This window comes from Pseudomonas sp. OG7 (assembly GCF_014192825.1).
Classification (GTDB): domain Bacteria; phylum Pseudomonadota; class Gammaproteobacteria; order Pseudomonadales; family Pseudomonadaceae; genus Aquipseudomonas; species Aquipseudomonas monteilii.
Genome location: NZ_JACHYK010000006.1, coordinates 129,954 through 149,974, shown reverse-complemented (window position 1 = coordinate 149,974; position 20,021 = coordinate 129,954). Strand labels below are relative to the sequence as shown.

The following is a 20,021-nucleotide window of genomic DNA, read 5'->3' as shown; positions in this document are numbered from 1 at the left end:
TTTTGGCGGGCAATTTGCCGTGCCCCAAGGCATCAAGGCCCTGGGTGGCCGGCAAAAGGCGTCTTCGACTGCGGGCGTGACTTGTTAGTCACATGCAGACTGACGATTTGGATTCAAGCAGTGGGTCGGGGATCCTGCAAGTGCCGTTCGGGAGAATTTGTGACTTTTGTCGCTCAGCGGTCGTATGACCACCTTGGGCCAGAACGGGCAGCCTAGACAGTGGCGATTTCTTCCGCCGTCAGTTCACGAAACGCCCCCGGAGCCAAGTCAGGATCCAGGCGGATCGCGCCCATGCTTTCCCGGTGCAACCCCACCACCTTGTTGTCGAAGAACCCGAACATGCGCTTGACCTGGTGATAGCGCCCTTCGACGATCGCCAGCCGCGCCTGGCGCGGGCCGAGGATGTCCAGCTGGGCGGGCAGAGTAGTGAGGTCTTCAAAGGCGAAGTAGAAACCCTCACGGAACTTGGCCTCATAGTACTCGCCAATCTCGTCCTCGGTGTCCACCAGGTAGTGCTTGGGCAGTTTGGTGGCAGGTTGGGTCAGGCGCCGTGACCATTGGCCATCGTTGGTCAGGATCATCAACCCGGTGGTGTTGAAATCCAGGCGCCCGGCTATGTGCAGGTCGCCTCGCAATGCTTCGGGCAGCAGGTCGAGCACGGTAGGGTGCTGCGGGTCCTGGGTGGCGCTGACGCAGCCCGTGGGTTTGTGCAGCATCAGGTAGCGCGCCGGTCGGCCAGCCTGCAGCACCTGGTCGTCCAGTTCCACGCGGCTGAATTCGCGTACCTCGGTCAGCGGGTCGCTGACCACCTGTCCATCTACCCGCACACGACGCTGTACCAGCATCAGGCGGGTTTGTTGGCGGTTGAGGCTGGGCAGGTTGGCGAGGAAGCGGTCGAGGCGCATTGCAACAGGTCAGTGAGAAGTGGTTGATCGAAGTTGTTCTTCAACGGCCGCGCACCGTGGGCACAGGCAGGCTTTGTCGCGTAAATCGGCGGGCAGGGCCTGGAGCACGGCCGGGTCGATACTCACGCTGTAGCACCAGCAGGCCTGGGTGGCGCGGCGGGGGTCGGCCAGGCTGCACTGGTTGAGGGCACCGCAAGCGGGGCAGTGTTGGCTGTCATTCATCTTGGGTTTCACTGCAGACGCGGTTACGGCCGGCCTGCTTGGCACGATAGAGCGCTCGGTCGGCGCGGGTCAGCAGGGCGTGCAGGGTATCTCCCGGTTGCAGACTGCTCAGGCCGATGCTGGTGGTCAGGCGCAAGGGGTGTTCGTCGTAGCTGAACGTGAGCTGTTCGGTGCGGCGGCGGATCTTTTCCGCTACCTCGATGGCCTGCCGACCCTCGGCTTCACGCAGCAGCACGATGAACTCCTCGCCGCCCCAGCGGCAGAGTATATCCGATTGGCGCAGGCTGCCCTGCAGCACATTGGCGAACTGGCGCAGCACTTCGTCGCCTGCCAGGTGACCGTGGGTGTCATTCAGCGCCTTGAAGTGGTCCAGGTCGATCAGCAGCGCCACCAGCGGCCCACTGTCGCGCTGGGCTTCGTGCAACGCCTGGGCGGCGAGCAAGTCGAAGCTGCGCCGGTTGGGCAGGCCGGTAAGGCTGTCGAGCGTGGCCAGCGCCTCGGTGCTGGCCTGATGACGGCGCACCATGGCATGCACCAGCGCCAGCACCACCAAGGTGATCATCGCGCAGATGGCCAGGTTCAAGTACAGGGAATGGCGAATGCGGTCGAGGGCGCCGGTTTCGCGCTTGTCCACCAACAGGTACCAGTCCAGCTCGGGCAGGTGACGCACGTTGAGGAAGTGGCTGTGGTTGTCGCTGTCGTGGTACTCGTGGCTGCCTTCGCCGGGTACTGGCTGTTCGGCCAGCACATCGTTCAGTTCGGCGTTGTCGCTCAGTGGTTGGCCGACCCGCAAACCGTGCGGACCACCTTCGGATCCGGTCAGCAACACTTTGCCTTCGGCATCGACAAACACGACCGACCGCTGGTAGCGGCGCTGGTACTGGTCGATCAGCTTGACCACCGAGGACACACTCAGCCCCACCCCGGCAGCGCCAATGAAGCGGTGCTGGTAGTCGTGCACCTGGTAGTTGATGAACACGGTCAGGCTGTCCTGGTTGGCCATATCGAGGTCGACGTTGATCTCGTAGGGGGCCTTGAGGTCGCGCAGGCGGAAATACCAGGCATCGCGCCATGTGCCGGCTTGCACCTGCTTGAGCACGCCCTTGGCTTGATAGTAGGTGAGGGTGCGGTCGGAGACGAAGAACGAGGTGAAGGTGCCCTGCTTACCCATGACCTCGCCCAGGTAGCGTGTCATGCGCTGGGTGTCCTTTTCGCCCGACAGTACCCAGTCACGCAAAAAAGTATCCTGGGCCATCATCGAGGCGATCAGCACCGGGCGAATCAGGTCTTTCTGGATTTCCGAGTAGACCGTGTCGGAGGTCAGCGGCAATTCGGTATTGATAATGCCGTCGCGGATGGCGCTGCGGGAGGAGAAGTAGCTGAGCAGCGAGGTAGCAAGGAAGCCGCAGGCCAGCAGCAGCAGCAGGGTAACGATCAGCGAGCGCTGCGAGAACAGAGCGGAACGTGAGGGCATGATCTTCCCATGATGTGTGCCGAGCCGCCCATTCTAGTGAGATGACCGATAAATGACTGCAAGTTTTTAGGGGCTATCGCACCTGTATCAAATTGTTGCAGAAATGGCACTGCACCTTGGCGTCGCTGTCTTATTCAGTGTCGATGAACGCATCACGCATCGATGCTCGCCAGCGCCGCTGTTCGGGCACTCCAGCGGTCCAGGAGGCCGCCATGTCCTATCGAATCCTGTTGATCGCCCTGCTGGGGCTGATGACTTCCGCCTGCGCCCCGTACTACGAGAGCGGGGGCTATTACCGTTCGGACTACTATTCCACCGACCGTTACGTCTCGCCGGGCTATTACCGCTATGACCGTTATTACGTCACGCCGCAACCGCGCTATTACTACCAGCCTGCACCACGCTATTACTACCGGCCAGCCCCCGCGCCGCAATACCGGCCGTATCCGCAGCCGGGGATGAACCGTTGGCATGGCAACCCCCGCTACGACTATGGCAATCGCCAACGGCAAGACTACAGGCAAGACCGGGATCGCCATGACTATCGTGATGGCAGCCAGCGCTACCAGCGTGGCGATTCGCATTCCAACAGGCAGGGGAATGGTGGCGGGCGTTGGGATGGCCAGCGTGGCCAGGGGCAAGGAGGCAACTGGCGGCGGTAAGGTGAAGTGAAGCGGGGGCGCTTTGCGCCCCATCACCGGCAAGCCTAACCCAGATCTGCCAATGGGTGCCGACCCTCCCACACCTTGGCAAAATGCGCCTCGACCACCGCCGCCGGAACCTGCGCCACATCGGGCCAGTGCCAGCGCGGCTGGTCGTCCTTGTCCAGCAGGCGGGCGCGTACGCCTTCGCTGAACTCGGGGTGACGGCAACAGTTCAGGCTCATGCTGTATTCCATCTGGAACACCTGTGCCAGCGACAGATACCGTGCCCTGCGGATTTGCTCCCAGACCAGGTGCGCCGTCAGTGGGCAACCCTGATGCAGCCGTTGGCCGGCATCGGCCAGCAGCGGGTCGTCATGATGCTTGAGCCCTTCCAGCGCACGCCAGGCCGCCGCCGCATCGGCCACGTCGAGCAACGCATCGATAACCTGCCGCCTTGGCAACCACTGGGCTTCGGGCAACTCGGCACAGGCGCGGTGCTGTTCGGCCTTGAGCAGGCTGTTCAGCTGCAGGGCGGTCTGCTCTTGCCAGTTCAACTGCAGCAGTTCTTCGATCAATGCCTCTTGCTGGTGCTCGCCCAGAAAGCGGTCGGCCAGGCTCAGGTCAAGGGCATCGCGGGCGTTGATCGGTGCCCCCGTCAGCCCCAGGAACAACCCCAGCTTGCCCGGCAGCCGTGCCAGAAACCAGCTCGCGCCCACATCCGGGTACAGGCCAATGCTGATTTCCGGCATGGCCAGCCGGCTGCTGGGTGTGACGATACGCACGTTGGCACCCTGCAACAGCCCCATGCCGCCTCCTAGCACATGCCCATGCCCCCAGCACAGCAGCGGCTTGGGGTAGGTGTGCAGGGCAAAGTCCAGGCGGTATTCGGCGGCGAAGAAGGTGGCAGCCAGGGGCGGCACGCTGCCGGGGTGGTCGCGGCAGGCTTGTACCAGTGCACGTACATCGCCACCGGCGCAGAAGGCTTTTGCGCCGGTGCCGCGCAGCAGCACGCAGACAATGCCCGGGTCGTGGGCCCAGGCATGCAGTTGTTCGCCCAATACTTCGATCATGGGCAGGTTCAGGGCATTGAGTGCCTTGGGTGCATCCAGGGTGGCAATGCCGATGCGGGCGCCATCGGCGCCGATGAGAACCTCGCAATGAATGGCCATGGACTACCTCGCTCAAGTCATCGCACAAGTATGGCCTGCCTGGCCGAACATGCCGGTTGTCGGTCGGATCGTTTGACAAGCGGGAAGGGCTTACCTAGTGTCGCGCCATTGTTTACGGATGGCCCCATGACTGACGACGATCGCATCAAACTCGAACCCAGCTGGAAGGCCGCACTGCGCGCCGAATTCGACCAGCCCTACATGCATCAGCTGCGAGAGTTCCTGCGCAGCGAATATGCCGCCGGCAAGGAGATCTACCCGCCAGGGCCGCTGATCTTCAATGCACTCAACTCGACACCGCTGGACCAGGTGAAGGTGGTCATCCTTGGGCAGGACCCTTACCACGGGCCGGGCCAGGCGCATGGTCTGTGTTTCTCGGTGCAACCGGGTGTGGCCACGCCGCCGTCGCTGGTCAACATCTACAAGGAACTGCAGCGCGATCTGAACATCCCGATCGCCAGCCATGGCTACCTGCAAAGCTGGGCCGAGCAGGGTGTATTGCTGCTCAACACGACCATGACCGTGGAGCGAGCCAATGCGGCATCGCACGCCAAGAAGGGGTGGGAGTTCTTTACCGACCGGGTTATCCAGGTAGTCAGTGAGCAGTGCCCGAACGTGGTGTTCCTGCTGTGGGGTTCGCATGCGCAGAGCAAACAGAAGCTGATCGATGGGACCAAGCACCTGGTGCTGAAATCGGTGCATCCGTCGCCACTGTCGGCTTACCGTGGTTTCTTGGGTTGCGGGCATTTCAGCCGGACCAACAGCTTCCTTGAGCAGCGTGGCATGGCGCCGATCAACTGGGCGTTGCCGCCGCTTTGAGGATTACCGGGGCCGTGCAACGGCCCCTAGTGCTGGTTCCTTACCCAATACCTGAACAACGGCTCTGCCAAAAACAGCACGAACAGCAGGCGCATCACCTGCAGCGCCGTCACCAGCGGTACCGACAGTTGCAGGGTTTCTGCCGTCAGGCTCATTTCGGCAATTCCGCCCGGCATCATTCCCAGCGTCAGCGAACGCAAATCCAGCGCGGTCATCACGCTGAGTACCCACGCGGCACTGCCGGCAATCGCCATGCAGAGCGCCGTGGCTAACAGCGTGCGCCCCAGGAACGACGGTGCGCGGCGGAAGAAGGCGCGGTTGAAGTGGCAAGCCAGGCCGCTGCCTATCAGCCACTGGCCGATCTGGCTGGCACCATTGGGCAGTGCGATTTGCAGGTTGCCGGCCAGGCTGACCGTGGCCGCTACCAGCAATGGCCCGAACAGCCATGGATTGGGCTGGCGCAACCGTTGCCAGAGCAGCGCAACGGCACCGCCCAACGGCGCTATCAAGGCCAGCCAGCTCCAGCTGACGCTTCCCGTGTGGTTCAGCGGCACCCCGTCACCCAGCAAGAACTTGAACAGCGCCGGTACGCACAGCACCACCGCCAGCACCCGCAGGCTCTGCGCCGCAGCCACCTGGCTCAGTACCGCGCCGTTACGTGCGCCGAGGTTGACCATCTCCCCCGAGCCTCCTGGCATGCTGGCGAAAAAAGCCGTGGCGCGGTCTTCACCGGTCTTTCGCAACAGCCACACGCTGATCACGCTGGACAGGGTCGTGAACAGGGCGCCGAAGAAAATCAGCGCAAAATGGCTGCCCACCTGCTCGATCACCGCCGGGGTAAAGTGCAGGCCAATGCCGATGCCGATGATGCACTGCCCGCACTTGCGGCCGTTGGGTATCTCTGACAGTTGCCAGGGCGTCAGGCAGCGCACCAGGATGATGGCCAGCAGCGAGCCGACCATCCACGGCAAAGGCCAGCCGACCTTGCTGGCGATGTAACCGCCAGCAAGGCCGACCAGCCCGGTTGCGACAAACAACGGCAACCCGCGATCAGGCATCGGCCAGGGCCCGGCGCTGCTGGCTGCGTTTGCGCCAGATGCGAAGCAGCGGCAAGGCGAGCATCAGCACCACCAGCGCCCACACGCCCATGCTGATCGGGCTCGACCAGAGGATGCCCAGCTCACCGTTGGAAATCGACAGTGCGCGGCGCAGGTTCTGCTCCATCAGCCCGCCGAGAATGAAACCGAGCAGGATTGGCGACAGCGGGAAGTCCAGCTTGCGCAGGATGTAGCCCATGATGCCGATGCCGACCATCAGGAACAGGTCGAAGGTGGTGGCATGCACGGCGTACACGCCGATGGCGGTGATGATGGCGATCACCGGCACCAGCGCCCAGTTCGGCACGGCGAGGATGCGGGTGAAAATGCGGATCATCGGAATATTGAGGATCACCAGCATGATGTTGGCGATGAACAGCGAGGCGATCAGGCCCCAGACGATGTCTGGCTGCTGTTCGAACAGCAGTGGGCCGGGGGTGATGTTGTACAGGGTCAGGGCACCGATCATCACGGCGGTGGTGCCAGAGCCCGGCACACCCAGGGTCAGCATCGGCACCAGGGCGCCACAGCACGAAGCACCGATGGCGGTTTCCGGTGCGGCCAGGCCACGGGCATCGCCCTTGCCGAACTTGCCGCTTTCACCCGCCAGGCGCTTCTCGGTCATGTAGGCCACGGCACTGGCCAAGGTTGCGCCGGCGCCAGGCAGAACACCCATGATGAAACCAAGCAGACCGCAACGAATGTTCACCACGAACACCGAAGCCGCTTCCTTGAAGTTGAACAGCATGCGGCCGGTAGCCTTGACCGCCTGGTGGCCATGGTGGGTCTTTTCCAGCAGCAGGAGGATTTCGCTGATGGAGAACAGGCCCAGTACCAGCACCACGAACTGGATGCCGTCGGCCAGGTGCACGCTGTCACCGGTGAAGCGGTAGACGCCGCTGTTGGCGTCGATGCCGACCGCCGACAGGAACAGGCCGATCAGGGCGGCAATGAAGGTTTTCAGGGGCTTGTCACCGGCCATGCCACCCAGGGCGACGATGGCGAACACCATCAGCACGAAGTACTCCGCCGGGCCGAAAGCAATGGCCCATTTCGCCAGCAACGGCGCGAACAGCACCATGCCGCAGGTGGCGATGAAGGCACCGATGAACGAACTCCAGGCCGACAGCGACAGGGCCACGCCGGCCAAGCCCTGCCGGGCCATCGGGTAACCGTCGAGGGTGGTCATCACGGTCGAGGCCTCGCCCGGGATGTTCAGCAGGATCGAGCTGATACGCCCACCGTACTCGCAACCCAGGTACACCGCCGCCAGCAGGATCAGCGCCGACTCCGGTGGCAAGCCCAGGGCGAAGGCGATGGGAATCAGCAGGGCCACGCCGTTGATCGGGCCCAGGCCTGGCAGCAGGCCGACCACGGTACCGATCAGGGTGCCGGAGAGGGCGGTGACCAGGTTGTAGGGGGACAGGGCGACGCCGAAGCCCTGGCCCAGGTAGCTCAAGGTATCCATGTGTCAGTTCTCCAGTACGCTCAGCAGGCCAAGGGGCAGGGGCACGTCCATTACGCGGTCGAACAGCCAGTAGAGAAAGACGCTCATGCCGACCACCACCATGGCACTGTGCAGCCAGCGACCGCCGTACAGCCGGGCCATGGGCACACCGACCAGCATGGCGCTGAGAATGAAGCCCAAAGGCTCGAAGGTGGCGGCGAAAACAACCAGCAGGCCGACGCAGGCGGCAATCTTGGTCAGGGTTTCGCGGTCCAGTTCCGGTTCGTCGTCCTTGCGCACGATGGGCGTAGGGCGAAACACCAGGTACAGCAGGCCAAGGCTCATCAGGCCGAGCATCAGCAGCGGGTAGGCGCGTGGGCCGACCGGCTCATAGGAAAACGCCGCCTGGTAGGGCAATGCCATCACGGCCAGGGCGGCGCACACCGCCAGCAGGGCCAGGGCGAAGATGCGTTGCAGGATCATTGCAGAGTCCTCGTTTGGGGGAGCGGGCGTGCCCGCGAACACCGGCAAGGCCGGTGTCAGGCACCGCGGTGCCTGCTCCCCCAGGGATTGTGGTGAATCCGACAGGCTTACTGAATCAGCCCGAATTCCTTGGCCAATGCCTTGTAGTCAGCCACTTGCTTCTTCACATAGCCGTCCAGCTCTTCGCCGGTCATGGCGAACGGGAACAGCTCGCGCTGGTCACGCAGCTTGGCGAAGTCTTCCGAGGCCAGCATTTTGTCGAACGAAGCTTTCCACCAGGCGTAGTCCTCGTCGCTCACCTTTGGCCCCAGGTAGAAACCGCGTACCACCGGCCAGACAATGTCGTAGCCCTGTTCCTTGGCAGTGGGGATGTCTTTCATCTCGGGCTCGTCCAGGCGGTTTTCCGAGAACACCGCAAGGATGCGCATGTTGCCGCTCTGGATATGCGGCATGGAGTCGGAGATGTCGGTCGAGCCAACCTGGATATGGCCACCCAGCAACGCCGTGGCAATTTCGCCACCGCCTTCCAGGGCCACGTAGCGCAGGTCACGCGGGTTGATGCCGGCAGCCTTGGCGATCAGGGCGGTCTGCATCCAGTCCTGGCTGCCCACGGTCCCGCCAGAGCCGATCACCACTTTGCTCGGGTCTTTCTTCAGCGCGGCGACCAGGTCATCGAGGGTTTTATAAGGGGAGTCGCTTTTCACCGCGATGGCGCCATAGCTGGTACCGACAGCGGCCAGCCACTTCACCGCGTTCTCGTCAAAGCGGCCGAACTTGCCTTGTGCCAGGTTCAGCAGCGAACCACTGGACCACGCCACCAAGGTGCCGGCATCGGCCGGGCGTTGGGCGACCACGGCGTTGTAGGCCACCGCGCCGACACCGCCGGGCATGTAGGTGACGCGCATCGGCTTGCTGAGGATTTTTTCCTGCACCAGGGCGCTTTGCACCAGTTTGCAGGTCAGGTCGAAGCCGCCGCCGGGTGAGGCGGGGGCGATGCATTCGGGGCGTTTCGGTTCGGCAGCGAGGGCATTGCCGGCCAACAGCAGGCAGCCGGTAGCGAGGACGAGGCGGCGCAGTGAAAAGGTCATCGTCTATCTCCGTGAGCGTTGTTGTTATTGGGTTACCACAGGGCGACGCTGTAGCTCACCAGCAGCCGCACTTCGTCCGCGTCACGGGCGAAGTTGGAGCGGAAGGTGGCGTTGCGCAGGCGCACGGCGACGTTCTTCAACGGGCCGCTTTGTACCACGTACTTGAGCTCGGTGTTGCGTTCCCACTCCTTGCCCTCGCCGCCAGCGGCGCGGCTGACGTTGTCGCCGCTGATGTAGCGGGTCATGAAGGTCAGGCCGGGCACGCCGAGTGCGGCGAAGTTGTAGTCGTAGCGCGCTTGCCAGGAGCGCTCGTCGGCGCCGGCGAAGTCGTTGATCTGGACGAAGTTGACCAGGTAAGGGTCGGCACCATCGACATACGGGAAGGCGCTGTCCCCTGACAGCTGCTGCCAGGCGGCGCTGACCTTGTGCCCGCCCAGGGCGTAGCTGAGCATGCCGTTGACGGTGGTGTTGTCGATGTTGCCCGCCTTGGCCGCACCGGCGTCGTCGCTCACGGCCAGGCGCAGGTCGGCGCCGAAGGTGCCCGGGCCCCACGGCTGGGTGGCGACCATGCCGATGAAGTGCTGGCGGTAGATGTCGTCGAGCTGGGCGAAGTGATAGCTGCCGGTGATGCGGTCGGTGAACTGGTAGTCCAGCCCGCCCAGGGCCAGGTTGTCGGCGCTGAAGCTGCCACCGAAGCGGCCGTTCTTGTTGTTCAGCGCCAGGTCTTCCCAGTTGGTGTCGTTGCGGTCCTTGGCCTTGTCCAGGCGACCGCCAGTGAAGGTCAGGCCCTTGATTTCCTTCGAGGTGAGCAGGCCGCCTTCGAACGTTTGCGGCAGGATGCGCCCGTCGTTGGGCTGCAGGGTTGGCAGCTCGGGGATCAGGGTGCCGATCTTCAGTTCGGTCTGGGAAATCTTCACCTTACCGGTCAGGCCGAGTTTGGAATACTCATCGGCGGCCTTGCCATCATCGTGGGTCGGCAACAGGCCGGTGTCGGTGCGGTCGGGGCTGGAATCGAGCTTGATGCCGAGCATGCCCAGTGCATCCAGGCCAAAGCCTACGGTGCCATCGGTGTAGCCGGACTCGAAGTTGAGGATGAAGCCCTGGGCCCACTCGTCGCGCTTGGATTGCTGCGCGCTGGTGCCGTCGCGGAAGTCGCGGTTGAAGTACATGTTGCGGGTTTCGAAGGTGGCTGTGCTGTCTTCGAAGAAGGCGGCCTGGCTCATCGGGGCGACACCGGCAAGCGCAAGGGCGCTGGCGATGGCGGAGGGGCGTGCGGCAAAGGAACGGGTAGGCGCGAACGCCTGCGGCTGCGATGACAGCATCGTCGATGACTCCGTTTATTGTTCTTATTCGTTGCACCTTGCTGGTGCTTTTTTCGGCGCGAAGGGCGACCGTGGTGCGATGCTAGGTAACGAACCTTTCGCTAACCTTTCAGCGTGAAAGGTTTGTTACGAGGGGCTTCACAGGCTTGGCGACAGCGGTACACTCCGCGCCAACCGCCCCACCCGAGCAGGGAGAATCCGATGCGTGTGCTGCTGGTCGAAGACCATCTGCAACTGGCCGAAAGCGTGGCCCAGGCCTTGAAAAGCCACGGCCTGACCGTGGATGTGCTGCATGACGGCGTGGCTGCCGACCTGGCCCTGGCCAGCGAGGAATACGCTGTCGCCGTGCTGGATGTCGGCTTGCCGCGCATGGATGGCTTTGAGGTGCTGGCGCGCCTGCGCGGCCGTGGCAAGACGGTGCCGGTGCTGATGCTGACCGCGCGCAGCGACGTCAAGGACCGGGTTCATGGCCTGAACCTGGGGGCAGACGACTACCTGGCCAAACCGTTCGAGCTGACCGAGCTGGAAGCACGGGTCAAGGCCTTGCTGCGCCGCAGTGTGCTCGGTGGCGAGCGCCAGCAACGTTGCGGGCCGCTGGTCTACGACCTGGATACCCGGCGCTTTGCCCTTGGCGACGACAACCTGACCCTGACGTCGCGCGAGCAAAGCGTGCTGGAAGCGCTGATCGCACGCCCGGGTCGGGTGATGAGCAAAGAGCAACTGGCTGCCCAGGTGTTCGGCCTGGATGAAGAAGCCAGCCCGGATGCCATCGAAATCTATATCCACCGGCTGCGCAAAAAGCTCGACGGCCACCCGGTGGCCATTGTCACTTTCCGTGGGCTGGGCTACCTGCTAGAGCACCGCGATGCGTGACAACGGCAGCTTGCGCGGGCGCCTGCTGGGCAACCTGGCCCTGCTGCTGGTGGTGCTGATGCTGGCCAGCGGCCTGAGCGCCTACTGGAATGGCCGTGAGGCCGCCGATACCGCCTACGACCGCACCCTGCTGGCCTCGGCGCGCACCATCGCCGCTGGCCTGTCGCAGCGTGACGGCTCGCTGAGCGCGGATGTGCCCTACGTGGCTTTGGACACGTTCGCTTACGACAGCGCCGGGCGCATCTACTACCAGGTGCTGGACATCAAACAGCGGCTGATCTCCGGCTACGAGAACCTGCCACCGCCGCCGCCCGGCACGCCGCGCACTGACGATTACCCGGCGCTTGCGCGGTTCTACAACGCCACCTACCTGGGCCAGGATGTGCGGGTGGTCAGCCTGCTGAAGGCAGTGACCGAGCCGAACATGAACGGCATGGCGGAAATCCGCGTGGCCGAGACGGAAGAGGCGCGGGTGCGCATGGCCCGTGGGCTGATGGCCGACACCCTGTTGCGCCTGGGTATGCTGGCGCTGGGGGCGTTGGTGATGGTGTGGTTTGCCGTGAGTGCGGCGTTGCGGCCATTGGAGCGCCTGCGCACGGCGGTGGAAGAGCGCCAGCCAGATGACTTGCGGGCTTTGCCGGTGGTGCAGGTGCAGCGTGAGCTCGGCCCGCTGGTGCGAGCCTTGAACCACTTTACCGAGCGCCTGCGCGGCCAGTTCGAGCGCCAGGCGCAGTTCATTGCCGATGCCGCCCATGAATTGCGTACGCCGCTGGCTGCCTTGAAGGCGCGGGTGGAGCTGGGCCTTCGCTCCTCCGAGCCGCAAGCGTGGCGGCAGACGCTGGAATCTGCGGCACAAGGCACTGACCGCCTGACCCACCTGGCTAACCAGCTGTTGTCGTTGGCACGGGTGGAGAACGGAGCACGGGCAATTGCCGAGGGCGGCGCGCAGCGCCTGGACCTGAGCCAGCTGGCCCGTGAGTTGGGTATGGCCATGGCCCCGTTGGCACACAAACGCGGCGTTGCGCTGGCCCTGGAGGCCGAGGCGCCAGTGTGGCTGAAGGGTGAGCCGACGCTGCTCAACGAGCTGTTGAGCAACCTGGTGGACAATGCCCTGGCGCACACGCCAGAGGGTGGCAATGTGATCTTGCGGGTGGTGGCGCCGGCGGTGCTGGAGGTGGAAGACGACGGGCCGGGTATTCCCGAGGCTGAGCGTGAGCGGGTGTTCGAGCGGTTCTACCGGCGCAGTGCGCAAGGGAGCGGGCTTGGGCTGGCGATTGTCGGTGAGATCTGCCGGGCGCACCTGGCGCAGGTAAGCCTGCATGATGGCGAGAACGGCGGGCTGCGGGTGCGGGTGAGTTTTATCGCCGATTGATGTGTTGCTGTTCTGGCCCTATCGCCGGCAAGCCAGATAGGGCCAGAACAGGCTGGCACTGCTCAGCGGAACATGCTCCGCGCTTCAAGCAGCTCTTCCACCTCCAGCTCAGTACCAAACGGCAACCCCAGGTGGCGATAAGCCGGCAGCGCCGCCAATGGCCGATGGCGCCCGCGCTGGCTGATGCAGCGGGCGATCTGCACGATATCGATGTAATCGACCTTGTCAGTCTGCCGGTCCAGGTCCTGAACCTGGCTGGGCAGGTTGACCAGTTGCTCCGGAAACTCCCAGGCCTTGAGGATCTTGTCCCCCAGCACCGGCTGGATCTGCTCTATCACGTAATGCAGGCAAACCGGGTCGGACAGCAGTTCGTTGTGCTCTTCGGCGTAAATGAGTACCGGCAGTGCGCCAATCTGGTTGACCAGCCCACCCAAGGTAGCCTGATCGGGCTTGAGGTGCGTGTAGCGCCTGCAGATTTCGTAGCTGATACCCGCAACTTCCAGGCTGTTGGCCCAGATGTCGCGCAGTTTTTGTTCAACGGCCGGCGCGCGTGCATGGAAAATCTGCTCGATCACCAGACCAATGGCCAGGTTGCAGCTGTAATTGATGCCCAGCCGCGTGATGGCAGTGTGCAGGTCGGTGACCTCGACCGCTGCACGCAGCAGCGGGCTGTTGACTACCTTTATCAGGCGCGCAGAAAGGGCCGCATCGCGACCGATCACCTTGCTCAGGGCCGCTACGCTGATCTCGCTGTCTTCCGCTGCTTCGCGGATGCTCAAGGCAACCTCTGGCAGGGTCGGCAGGACCAGGTCATCCTTTTCGATGGCATCGAGCAACTGTGCTTGAACCATCTCGGCCAGCTTGTTCATGGGCGTGTCTACCGCAGTGGTGGTGCGGCCCCGCCACAAGGGCGGGGCAGGCTGGTCAGCGCTGGATTTCCCGGTCGCGGTCCAGTTCGTAAGGCAGGGTCAGTACCTGCAGGCGCGGGCCTTCCAGGCTCCCCAGGTGCAGGTTGTCATCTTCAACTGCCTCGGCGCTGAGCACCGCAAGCAGTTCACAGCCTGCGCCGTTGCCAGCAGCAATGACCACTTCACCGACCGACGAACCATGGGTGGGCGAGAAAATTTCGGCGCCCGGCGCCGGGATGGCCTGCTGGTCCAGTGCCAGACGGTACTGGCGGCGCTTGAGCTTGCCCAGGTACTGCATGCGGGCGACGATTTCCTGGCCGGTGTAGCAGCCTTTCTTGAAGCTGACACCATCGACGGCTTGCAGGTTGATCATCTGCGGGATGAACAGCTCACGGGTCGGCCCCATGACCTGGCCGATACCGGCGCGAACCTGCCCAAGCAGCCAGTCGTTGAGACTGCCCTCGGGCAGGGCGCCGACGAGGGCCTGGCGCACGCTGTCGGCGTTGTCTGCCGGCACCCACAGTTCTACGCGGCCTGCAGAAACGGCAATGGCAATCAGGCCCTCATGGCGTACGGTGCTGCCGGCAACTGCGGGCACGTCGAGCCCCAGCGCCTGCAGCGCAGCGTCGCCACCTTGCAGGCCAAAGCGTGCCCAGGCGGCGCTTTCATCGGTCAGCGTGGCCTTGGAGAACACGGCGTACTTTTTCAGGTCGGCCAGTTGCGCATCGAGCAGTTCACTGGCCATGGCCAGCAGGTAGCCGTTGCCTTCAGGCAGGATGCGGAAGCTGGACTGCATGCGCCCCTTGACCATGCAGCGGGCGCCGAGGCTGGCGTGTTCCTGGCTGAGGTAGTTGATGTTGCAAGTCAGCTGGCCTTGCAGGAACTTGCCTGCATCGGAGCCGCGGACGGCGAGGATGCCCTCGTGGGACAGGGGGCAGAAGAAAGCGGAATCGGCCATGGGTCATCGCGGTGGCTAAAGACTGGCGGCCATCATAGAACGCCGGTAACAAAATAGGTAGGTGACTAGACCAACGCCCGGTGTCGCTTCGCGTGCCTGGCTGTATACTGGCGGGCCATTCGAGGAGGGCCCCATGGTCGAACAAACTGAACTCAACCGGCTTTTCTGGCACAGCCGCCGTGGCATGCTGGAACTGGACGTGCTGCTGGTGCCTTTCACCCAGGAAGTCTACCCCACCCTCAACGAGACCGACCGCGAACTGTACGTGCGTCTGTTGAGCTGCGAGGATCAGGACATGTTCGGCTGGTTCATGGAGCGCACCGAGTCTGAAGACCCGGAGCTGCAGCGCATGGTTCGCATCATCCTGGACCGTGTCCAGCCCAAGTGAGTGCTTCGAGTGCCGCTGGCAAGGCTCACGCCTGCTGCTAGCGGCCTATCTGGTGTGCCAGGTACTGGCGTGGCTTGCCGTGTGGGCGAGCCCGCTGCCTGGGTGGCTGGCCCTCTCTGTTGTCGCTGCCTGTATTGCCCACGCTGGCTGGGCCATTCCCCGACGTATCCTGTTGACGCATGAGCATGCCGTTGTTGGCTTGCGCCGTGATGTGCGTGGCTGGCAGGTGCTCAGCCGTGCCCGTGGCTGGCAGCCGGTGCGTTTGTGCCGGGACAGCGTGGCGTTGCCGGGGCTGGTGGTGTTGCGCTTTGAGCGGGTGGGGCGGTGGCTGGGGGAGAGCCAGTGCATAGCGCGGGATGCGTTGGGGGCGGATGAGCATCGGCGCTTGCGGGTAAGGTTGAAGTTCAGCAGGCGCAGGTGGGCAGAAGTGGCCCGCACATAGTTACAGACCGGGTTGGCTTCTTCGCGGGCTTGCCCGCTCCCACAGGTACTGCGCAAGGCTGCAAGGCAGTGGAGCTCCTGTGGGAGCGGGCGAGCCCGCGAAGGCCGCGACGCCGATCTCAGAGCGGACTAAGAATGGTGTCCTTGGCCTCGTCCAGCATCCCAGGGTAGTCCAGGGTGTAATGCAGCCCACGGCTTTCCTTGCGTTGCATGGCCGACAGGATCATCAACTCGGCAACCTGCGCCAGGTTGCGCAGTTCGATCAAGTCGCGGCTGACCTTGTAGTTGCTGTAGAACTCGTCAATTTCATCCAGCAGCAGGCGAATGCGATGCTGCGCGCGTTGCAGGCGTTTGCTGGTGCGCACGATGCCGACGTAGTCCCACATGAAACGCCGCAGTTCGTCCCAGTTGTGCGCAATGATCACGTCCTCGTCCGAGTCGGTGACCTGGCTGGCGTCCCAACCCGGCAGGGCCTTGGGCATGGCCACTGCCTCCAGGTTCGCCTCGATGTCGGCAGCGGCCGCCCGGCCATAGACGAAGCATTCCAGCAATGAGTTGCTGGCCATGCGGTTGGCGCCGTGCAGGCCGGTGAAGCTGGTTTCGCCGATCGCGTACAAGCCCGGTACGTCGGTGTGACCACGGTCGTCGACCATCACCCCGCCGCAGGTGTAGTGCGCGGCAGGCACCACCGGGATCGGTTGGCGGGTGATGTCGATGCCAAATGCCAGGCAGCGCTCGTACACGGTGGGGAAATGGCTCTTGATGAAGTCTGCCGGCTTGTGGGTGATGTCCAGGTAGACGCAGTCCACGCCCAGGCGCTTCATCTCATGGTCGATGGCGCGGGCCACGATGTCGCGCGGGGCCAGTTCTTCGCGTGGGTCGAAGCGTGGCATGAAGCGTTCGCCGTTGGGCAGGCGCAGCAGCGCGCCTTCGCCGCGCAGGGCTTCGGTGACCAGGAAGCTCTTGGCCTGCGGGTGGTACAGGCAGGTCGGGTGGAACTGGTTGAACTCAAGGTTGGCCACCCGGCAACCCGCCCGCCAGGCCATGGCGATACCGTCACCGCAAGCGCCATCGGGGTTGCTGGTATAGAGGTAGACCTTGGCCGCGCCACCGGTGGCCAGCACGGTGAAACGTGCGCCGAAGGTGTCTACCTCGCCGGTATTGCGGTTTAACACATAGGCGCCCAGGCAGCGTTCGCCAGGCAGGCCCAAGCGGCGTTCGGTGATCAGGTCGACCGCTACACGTTGTTCCAGCAGCTGTATGTTCGGGCGCAGGCGAGCCTGCTGCAGCAGCGTAGTGAAAATGGCCGCGCCGGTCGCATCGGCGGCGTGGATGATGCGCCGGTGGCTATGGCCGCCCTCACGGGTGAGATGAAACTCGAAACCGCCGTCATCAACGCTGTAGTGCTCGTCGCGGGTAAAGGGCACGCCTTGCTCGATCAGCCATTGAATGGCTTCCCGGCTGTGCTCGACGGTAAAGCGCACCGCCTCTTCGTTGCACAGGCCGCCGCCGGCATTGAGGGTGTCCTCGACATGCGACTGCACGGTATCGGTGTTGTCGAGCACCGCAGCGACCCCGCCCTGGGCCCAGAAGGTCGAGCCGTTGGCCAGGTCGCCCTTGCTGAGCACCGCAACGCGCAGGTGGCTGGGAAGGTTAAGTGCCAGGCTGAGACCGGCGGCACCGCTGCCGATCACCAGGACATCATGTTGGAATTGTTGGCTCATGTCGGGACACTAGTAATCTTTGGAAGGGGCACGGCACAATAGTCACGCGCAGATGGCATTGTGAAACTATCGTTAAACTTGGCCGGGATGCCTTTATAGCAGCCCGGGGTGGCCAATTTCCATGCCACTTGCCAGGTTGCGGCAACCTTTGTGGGAACTTTCCGGCATGGCCGGAAATCCTATGAAGGCTGCCCGCACGCCACAATTTGCCGCGGCGACGCAGGGTGGCAGGCCTGTCCGGGCTGTCTCTGCGTATTCGAAACCTGATTATTGACGTAGCCGGCCGTGACCGCGCCGCGTCTTTCGTGCAAGCCGACCAAGGGCTGCAGGAAACTTGCTTGGAGGGGAGAACTTTTGCGTAAAGCCCGAGTCTATGGTTGCAAGCCTGATCGATGGCTGTTGCAACGCTCCTTCGAGTTCACCGAGGAGTGTTCATGCTAACCCAGGAAGAGGATCAGCAGCTTGTCGAGCGCGTTCAGCGCGGCGACAGGCGAGCGTTCGATCTGTTGGTGCTGAAGTATCAGCACAAGATTCTCGGGTTGATCGTGCGGTTCGTTCACGATACCCACGAAGCCCAGGATGTGGCGCAGGAAGCCTTTATCAAGGCCTACCGTGCGCTTGGCAATTTTCGCGGTGACAGTGCGTTTTATACCTGGCTGTACCGTATCGCCATCAACACGGCGAAGAATTACCTGGTGTCCCGTGGAAGACGGCCGCCAGACAGTGATGTGAGCTCCGAGGATGCGGAGTTTTACGACGGCGATCATGGCCTCAAGGATCTCGAGTCCCCAGAGCGCTCGTTGTTGCGGGATGAAATCGAAGGCACCGTCCATCGCACCATCCAGCAACTGCCCGAAGACCTGCGCACGGCACTGACCCTGCGCGAGTTCGACGGGCTGAGTTACGAAGACATTGCCAGTGTCATGCAATGTCCGGTGGGTACCGTGCGCTCTCGAATCTTTCGCGCTCGGGAGGCCATAGACAAAGCCCTGCAGCCGTTGTTGCAGGAAACCTGAGACAGCGGCGACAGCCAAGAGAGGAACCACCATGAGTCGTGAAGCTTTGCAGGAATCGCTGTCCGCGGTGATGGATAACGAAGCGGACGAACTGGAATTGCGTCGGGTGTTGAACGCCGTCGACGATGCCGAAGCCCGTGCCACCTGGTCGCGTTACCAGGTGGCCCGTGCAGCCATGCACAAGGAGCTGCTGCTGCCTAACCTGGATATCGCCTCGGCGGTGTCTGCTGCGCTGGCTGACGAAGCGGTGCCGGCCAAGGTCAAGAAAGGCCCGTGGCGCAGCATTGGCCGCCTGGCTGTAGCGGCTTCGGTCACCGTTGCGGTGCTCGCTGGTGTACGCATGTACAACCAGGACGAAATCACCGGTGCGGAGCTTGCAGCCCAGCAGCCTGCCCAGCAAGGCCTGAGCGTGCCACAAGCCCAAGGCCCGGCCGTTTTGGCAGGCTATAGTGAGAGCAGCGAGCAACCGACCGGGCCAATGGCCAACGGCGTGCTGCAGAACCAGGCCGGCTGGGATCAGCGTCTGCCAGGCTACCTGCGCCAGCATGCCCAGGAATCTGCGCTCAAGGGCACTGAAACCGCATTGCCTTATGCCCGCGCTGCCAGCCTGGAGAACCGTTAAGTAAGGAGGATCATGCGCGCGCTACCTCTGTTGTCGCTGCTGATTGGCAGCTGCATGATGGTGCCAGCATTGGCGGCCAATTCCTCGCCCCAGGCGAGTGAGTGGCTGAACAAGCTGGCACAGGCCGAGCAAAAGCAGAGCTACCAAGGCTCTTTCGTCTACGAGCGCAACGGCAGCTTCTCTTCCCACGATATCTGGCACCGGGTCGAGGACGGCAAGGTCAGCGAGCGGCTGCTGCAGCTCGATGGCGCCGCCCAGGAAATCGTGCGTGTGGATGGGAAGGTGGAGTGTGTCAGTGGGGCCTTGGTGAGCAGTGTCACGGCACCGCCAGACACCGCACCGCGTGTGCTTGATCCGCTGAAACTGATGGGCTGGTACGATTTGAGCGTGGCTGGCAAGTCACGGGTCGCAGGGCGCGACGCCGTGATCGTGACGCTCACACCCCGCGACCAGCACCGCTACGCCTTCGAACTGCACCTGGACCGTAATACCGGCCTGCCACTGCGCTCGTTGATGCTCAACGACAAAGGGCAGTTGCTGGAGCGCTTCCAGATGACCCGCCTCGATACCGACGAGCCGCCTGGCGACGATGACTTGCGCCCCAGCGCTACCTGCAAGCCTGTGCAGCATGGCGGGCCCGTCAGCAATGACAGCGTTGCTGGCTGGCGCTCGGATTGGCTGCCGCCCGGGTTCGAACTGGTTAACAGCTCGGTGCGCCGCGACCCCAAACACAAAAGTTCGGTCAGCAGCCTGATGTATGACGATGGCCTCGCACGTTTTTCCGTGTTCCTCGAACCTGTGAACGATGACGGTGGCACCGATATGCGCACCCAGCTCGGCCCGACTTCGGCCGTTTCGCGTCGCCTGAATACGCCAAAGGGCAAGGTGATGGTGACCGTGGTGGGCGAAATTCCGCTCGGTACGGCAGAACGCGTCGCTTTGTCGATGCGCCCTCAGGATGCCCAGGCGCGCCAGTGATGGCGCGCGTTTGAGGGCCGTGCCAAGGCAGGCGGACATACGGCTGAAATGAAATTAAAGCATTGTCATTT

General features: G+C 63.4%; 21 protein-coding genes. 9 read left to right on the top strand and 12 right to left on the bottom strand.

The window, feature by feature from the left end:
- Nucleotides 1–212 precede the first annotated feature (212 nt).
- Genes FHW75_RS16215 through FHW75_RS16205 form a run of 3 tightly spaced genes read right to left on the bottom strand, consistent with a single transcriptional unit; the run spans nt 213 to nt 2,601 of the window.
- Nucleotides 213–905 carry a pseudouridine synthase gene (locus tag FHW75_RS16215; protein ID WP_183674079.1) on the bottom strand — a complete coding sequence of 231 codons (693 nt, stop codon included), beginning with the start codon at nt 903–905 and terminating at the stop codon, nt 213–215.
- A gap of 9 nt (nt 906–914) precedes the next feature.
- Entirely contained in the window at nt 915–1,127 is a 213-nt protein-coding gene (locus FHW75_RS16210; RefSeq protein ID WP_080587351.1) for a cysteine-rich CWC family protein, read from the bottom strand.
- Nucleotides 1,120–2,601, bottom strand: a complete 1,482-nt coding sequence (locus FHW75_RS16205) for a sensor domain-containing diguanylate cyclase (RefSeq protein ID WP_019097240.1) — start codon at nt 2,599–2,601, stop codon at nt 1,120–1,122. Before FHW75_RS16205 ends, FHW75_RS16210 begins: the two co-directional genes overlap by 8 nt.
- A 212-nt stretch (nt 2,602–2,813) precedes the next feature.
- Between FHW75_RS16205 and FHW75_RS16200 the strand changes: the two genes are divergently transcribed.
- Nucleotides 2,814–3,263 carry a hypothetical protein gene (locus FHW75_RS16200; protein WP_016713680.1) on the top strand — a complete coding sequence of 150 codons (450 nt, stop codon included), beginning with the start codon at nt 2,814–2,816 and terminating at the stop codon, nt 3,261–3,263.
- Nucleotides 3,264–3,307: 44 nt separating this feature from the next.
- On the opposite strand, the gene FHW75_RS16195 is transcribed toward FHW75_RS16200, so the two are convergent.
- Entirely contained in the window at nt 3,308–4,414 is a 1,107-nt protein-coding gene (locus tag FHW75_RS16195) for an enoyl-CoA hydratase/isomerase family protein (RefSeq protein ID WP_019097238.1), read from the bottom strand.
- A gap of 126 nt (nt 4,415–4,540) precedes the next feature.
- Here FHW75_RS16195 and ung point away from each other — a divergent pair, with 126 nt between their 5' ends.
- A complete protein-coding gene (ung, locus tag FHW75_RS16190; RefSeq protein ID WP_016713682.1) occupies nt 4,541–5,233 on the top strand; it encodes a uracil-DNA glycosylase in 693 nt (230 codons plus the stop codon).
- A gap of 26 nt (nt 5,234–5,259) precedes the next feature.
- On the opposite strand, the gene FHW75_RS16185 is transcribed toward ung, so the two are convergent.
- The 5 genes from FHW75_RS16185 to FHW75_RS16165 all read right to left on the bottom strand — a co-directional run bounded on the left by FHW75_RS16185 (nt 5,260) and on the right by FHW75_RS16165 (nt 10,670).
- Entirely contained in the window at nt 5,260–6,291 is a 1,032-nt protein-coding gene (locus tag FHW75_RS16185) for an AbrB family transcriptional regulator (RefSeq protein WP_019097237.1), read from the bottom strand.
- On the bottom strand, nt 6,284–7,798 hold the full coding sequence (locus FHW75_RS16180; protein ID WP_016713684.1) for a tripartite tricarboxylate transporter permease: 1,515 nt from the start codon (nt 7,796–7,798) through the stop codon (nt 6,284–6,286). The genes FHW75_RS16185 and FHW75_RS16180 overlap by 8 nt, the downstream gene beginning before the upstream one ends.
- A 3-nt stretch (nt 7,799–7,801) precedes the next feature.
- Nucleotides 7,802–8,260, bottom strand: coding sequence for a tripartite tricarboxylate transporter TctB family protein (locus FHW75_RS16175; RefSeq protein WP_019097236.1), 459 nt, complete (start codon nt 8,258–8,260; stop codon nt 7,802–7,804).
- Nucleotides 8,261–8,367: 107 nt separating this feature from the next.
- Entirely contained in the window at nt 8,368–9,348 is a 981-nt protein-coding gene (locus FHW75_RS16170) for a tripartite tricarboxylate transporter substrate binding protein (RefSeq protein WP_003252023.1), read from the bottom strand.
- Nucleotides 9,349–9,380: 32 nt separating this feature from the next.
- Nucleotides 9,381–10,670 carry an OprD family porin gene (locus FHW75_RS16165; protein WP_016713687.1) on the bottom strand — a complete coding sequence of 430 codons (1,290 nt, stop codon included), beginning with the start codon at nt 10,668–10,670 and terminating at the stop codon, nt 9,381–9,383.
- A 201-nt stretch (nt 10,671–10,871) separates the two neighbouring features.
- Between FHW75_RS16165 and FHW75_RS16160 the strand changes: the two genes are divergently transcribed.
- Both FHW75_RS16160 and FHW75_RS16155 read left to right on the top strand, forming a co-directional pair.
- Entirely contained in the window at nt 10,872–11,543 is a 672-nt protein-coding gene (locus tag FHW75_RS16160) for a response regulator (protein ID WP_016713688.1), read from the top strand.
- Nucleotides 11,536–12,915 carry a sensor histidine kinase gene (locus FHW75_RS16155; protein WP_016713689.1) on the top strand — a complete coding sequence of 460 codons (1,380 nt, stop codon included), beginning with the start codon at nt 11,536–11,538 and terminating at the stop codon, nt 12,913–12,915. Before FHW75_RS16160 ends, FHW75_RS16155 begins: the two co-directional genes overlap by 8 nt.
- Before the next feature lie 62 nt (nt 12,916–12,977).
- Here FHW75_RS16155 and FHW75_RS16150 read toward each other — a convergent pair whose 3' ends face one another.
- Together FHW75_RS16150 and FHW75_RS16145 are read right to left on the bottom strand one after the other, a co-directional pair.
- A complete protein-coding gene (locus FHW75_RS16150; protein WP_025754590.1) occupies nt 12,978–13,784 on the bottom strand; it encodes an HDOD domain-containing protein in 807 nt (268 codons plus the stop codon).
- Between the two features lie 55 nt (nt 13,785–13,839).
- The gene (locus tag FHW75_RS16145) at nt 13,840–14,781 is read right to left on the bottom strand and encodes a folate-binding protein YgfZ (RefSeq protein ID WP_019097234.1); all 942 of its coding nucleotides are present in this window, start codon (nt 14,779–14,781) and stop codon (nt 13,840–13,842) included.
- Nucleotides 14,782–14,914: 133 nt separating this feature from the next.
- Here FHW75_RS16145 and FHW75_RS16140 point away from each other — a divergent pair, with 133 nt between their 5' ends.
- The gene (locus tag FHW75_RS16140; RefSeq protein WP_003252043.1) at nt 14,915–15,169 is read left to right on the top strand and encodes a succinate dehydrogenase assembly factor 2; all 255 of its coding nucleotides are present in this window, start codon (nt 14,915–14,917) and stop codon (nt 15,167–15,169) included.
- A complete protein-coding gene (locus FHW75_RS16135; RefSeq protein ID WP_183674077.1) occupies nt 15,153–15,611 on the top strand; it encodes a protein YgfX in 459 nt (152 codons plus the stop codon). Before FHW75_RS16140 ends, FHW75_RS16135 begins: the two co-directional genes overlap by 17 nt.
- Before the next feature lie 118 nt (nt 15,612–15,729).
- Here the strand turns inward: FHW75_RS16135 and nadB are convergent, their stop codons facing one another.
- A complete protein-coding gene (gene nadB / locus FHW75_RS16130) occupies nt 15,730–17,334 on the bottom strand; it encodes an L-aspartate oxidase (protein ID WP_019097232.1) in 1,605 nt (534 codons plus the stop codon).
- Between the two features lie 434 nt (nt 17,335–17,768).
- On the opposite strand from nadB, the gene rpoE reads away from it, so the two are divergent.
- From rpoE to FHW75_RS16115, 3 genes are read left to right on the top strand one after another with little or no spacing between them, the layout of a single operon-like run.
- The gene (gene rpoE / locus FHW75_RS16125; protein WP_003252049.1) at nt 17,769–18,350 is read left to right on the top strand and encodes an RNA polymerase sigma factor RpoE; all 582 of its coding nucleotides are present in this window, start codon (nt 17,769–17,771) and stop codon (nt 18,348–18,350) included.
- A 31-nt stretch (nt 18,351–18,381) separates the two neighbouring features.
- Nucleotides 18,382–18,972, top strand: a complete 591-nt coding sequence (locus FHW75_RS16120) for a sigma-E factor negative regulatory protein (protein ID WP_019097231.1) — start codon at nt 18,382–18,384, stop codon at nt 18,970–18,972.
- Nucleotides 18,973–18,984: 12 nt separating this feature from the next.
- Entirely contained in the window at nt 18,985–19,950 is a 966-nt protein-coding gene (locus FHW75_RS16115; RefSeq protein ID WP_019097230.1) for a MucB/RseB C-terminal domain-containing protein, read from the top strand.
- The last annotated feature ends 71 nt before the right edge of the window (nt 19,951–20,021 follow it).

Excerpts from the sequence above, each read along its gene's own strand:
- FHW75_RS16215 (WP_183674079.1), bottom strand. The coding sequence starts at position 905 with ATGCGCCTCGACCGCTTCCTCGCCAACCTGCCCAGCCTCAACCGCCAA.
- FHW75_RS16210 (WP_080587351.1), bottom strand. The coding sequence starts at position 1,127 with ATGAATGACAGCCAACACTGCCCCGCTTGCGGTGCCCTCAACCAGTGC.
- FHW75_RS16205 (WP_019097240.1), bottom strand. The coding sequence starts at position 2,601 with ATGCCCTCACGTTCCGCTCTGTTCTCGCAGCGCTCGCTGATCGTTACC.
- FHW75_RS16200 (WP_016713680.1), top strand. The coding sequence starts at position 2,814 with ATGTCCTATCGAATCCTGTTGATCGCCCTGCTGGGGCTGATGACTTCC.
- FHW75_RS16195 (WP_019097238.1), bottom strand. The coding sequence starts at position 4,414 with ATGGCCATTCATTGCGAGGTTCTCATCGGCGCCGATGGCGCCCGCATC.
- ung (WP_016713682.1), top strand. The coding sequence starts at position 4,541 with ATGACTGACGACGATCGCATCAAACTCGAACCCAGCTGGAAGGCCGCA.
- FHW75_RS16185 (WP_019097237.1), bottom strand. The coding sequence starts at position 6,291 with ATGCCTGATCGCGGGTTGCCGTTGTTTGTCGCAACCGGGCTGGTCGGC.
- FHW75_RS16180 (WP_016713684.1), bottom strand. The coding sequence starts at position 7,798 with ATGGATACCTTGAGCTACCTGGGCCAGGGCTTCGGCGTCGCCCTGTCC.
- FHW75_RS16175 (WP_019097236.1), bottom strand. The coding sequence starts at position 8,260 with ATGATCCTGCAACGCATCTTCGCCCTGGCCCTGCTGGCGGTGTGCGCC.
- FHW75_RS16170 (WP_003252023.1), bottom strand. The coding sequence starts at position 9,348 with ATGACCTTTTCACTGCGCCGCCTCGTCCTCGCTACCGGCTGCCTGCTG.
- FHW75_RS16165 (WP_016713687.1), bottom strand. The coding sequence starts at position 10,670 with ATGCTGTCATCGCAGCCGCAGGCGTTCGCGCCTACCCGTTCCTTTGCC.
- FHW75_RS16160 (WP_016713688.1), top strand. The coding sequence starts at position 10,872 with ATGCGTGTGCTGCTGGTCGAAGACCATCTGCAACTGGCCGAAAGCGTG.
- FHW75_RS16155 (WP_016713689.1), top strand. The coding sequence starts at position 11,536 with ATGCGTGACAACGGCAGCTTGCGCGGGCGCCTGCTGGGCAACCTGGCC.
- FHW75_RS16150 (WP_025754590.1), bottom strand. The coding sequence starts at position 13,784 with ATGAACAAGCTGGCCGAGATGGTTCAAGCACAGTTGCTCGATGCCATC.
- FHW75_RS16145 (WP_019097234.1), bottom strand. The coding sequence starts at position 14,781 with ATGGCCGATTCCGCTTTCTTCTGCCCCCTGTCCCACGAGGGCATCCTC.
- FHW75_RS16140 (WP_003252043.1), top strand. The coding sequence starts at position 14,915 with ATGGTCGAACAAACTGAACTCAACCGGCTTTTCTGGCACAGCCGCCGT.
- nadB (WP_019097232.1), bottom strand. The coding sequence starts at position 17,334 with ATGAGCCAACAATTCCAACATGATGTCCTGGTGATCGGCAGCGGTGCC.
- rpoE (WP_003252049.1), top strand. The coding sequence starts at position 17,769 with ATGCTAACCCAGGAAGAGGATCAGCAGCTTGTCGAGCGCGTTCAGCGC.
- FHW75_RS16120 (WP_019097231.1), top strand. The coding sequence starts at position 18,382 with ATGAGTCGTGAAGCTTTGCAGGAATCGCTGTCCGCGGTGATGGATAAC.
- FHW75_RS16115 (WP_019097230.1), top strand. The coding sequence starts at position 18,985 with ATGCGCGCGCTACCTCTGTTGTCGCTGCTGATTGGCAGCTGCATGATG.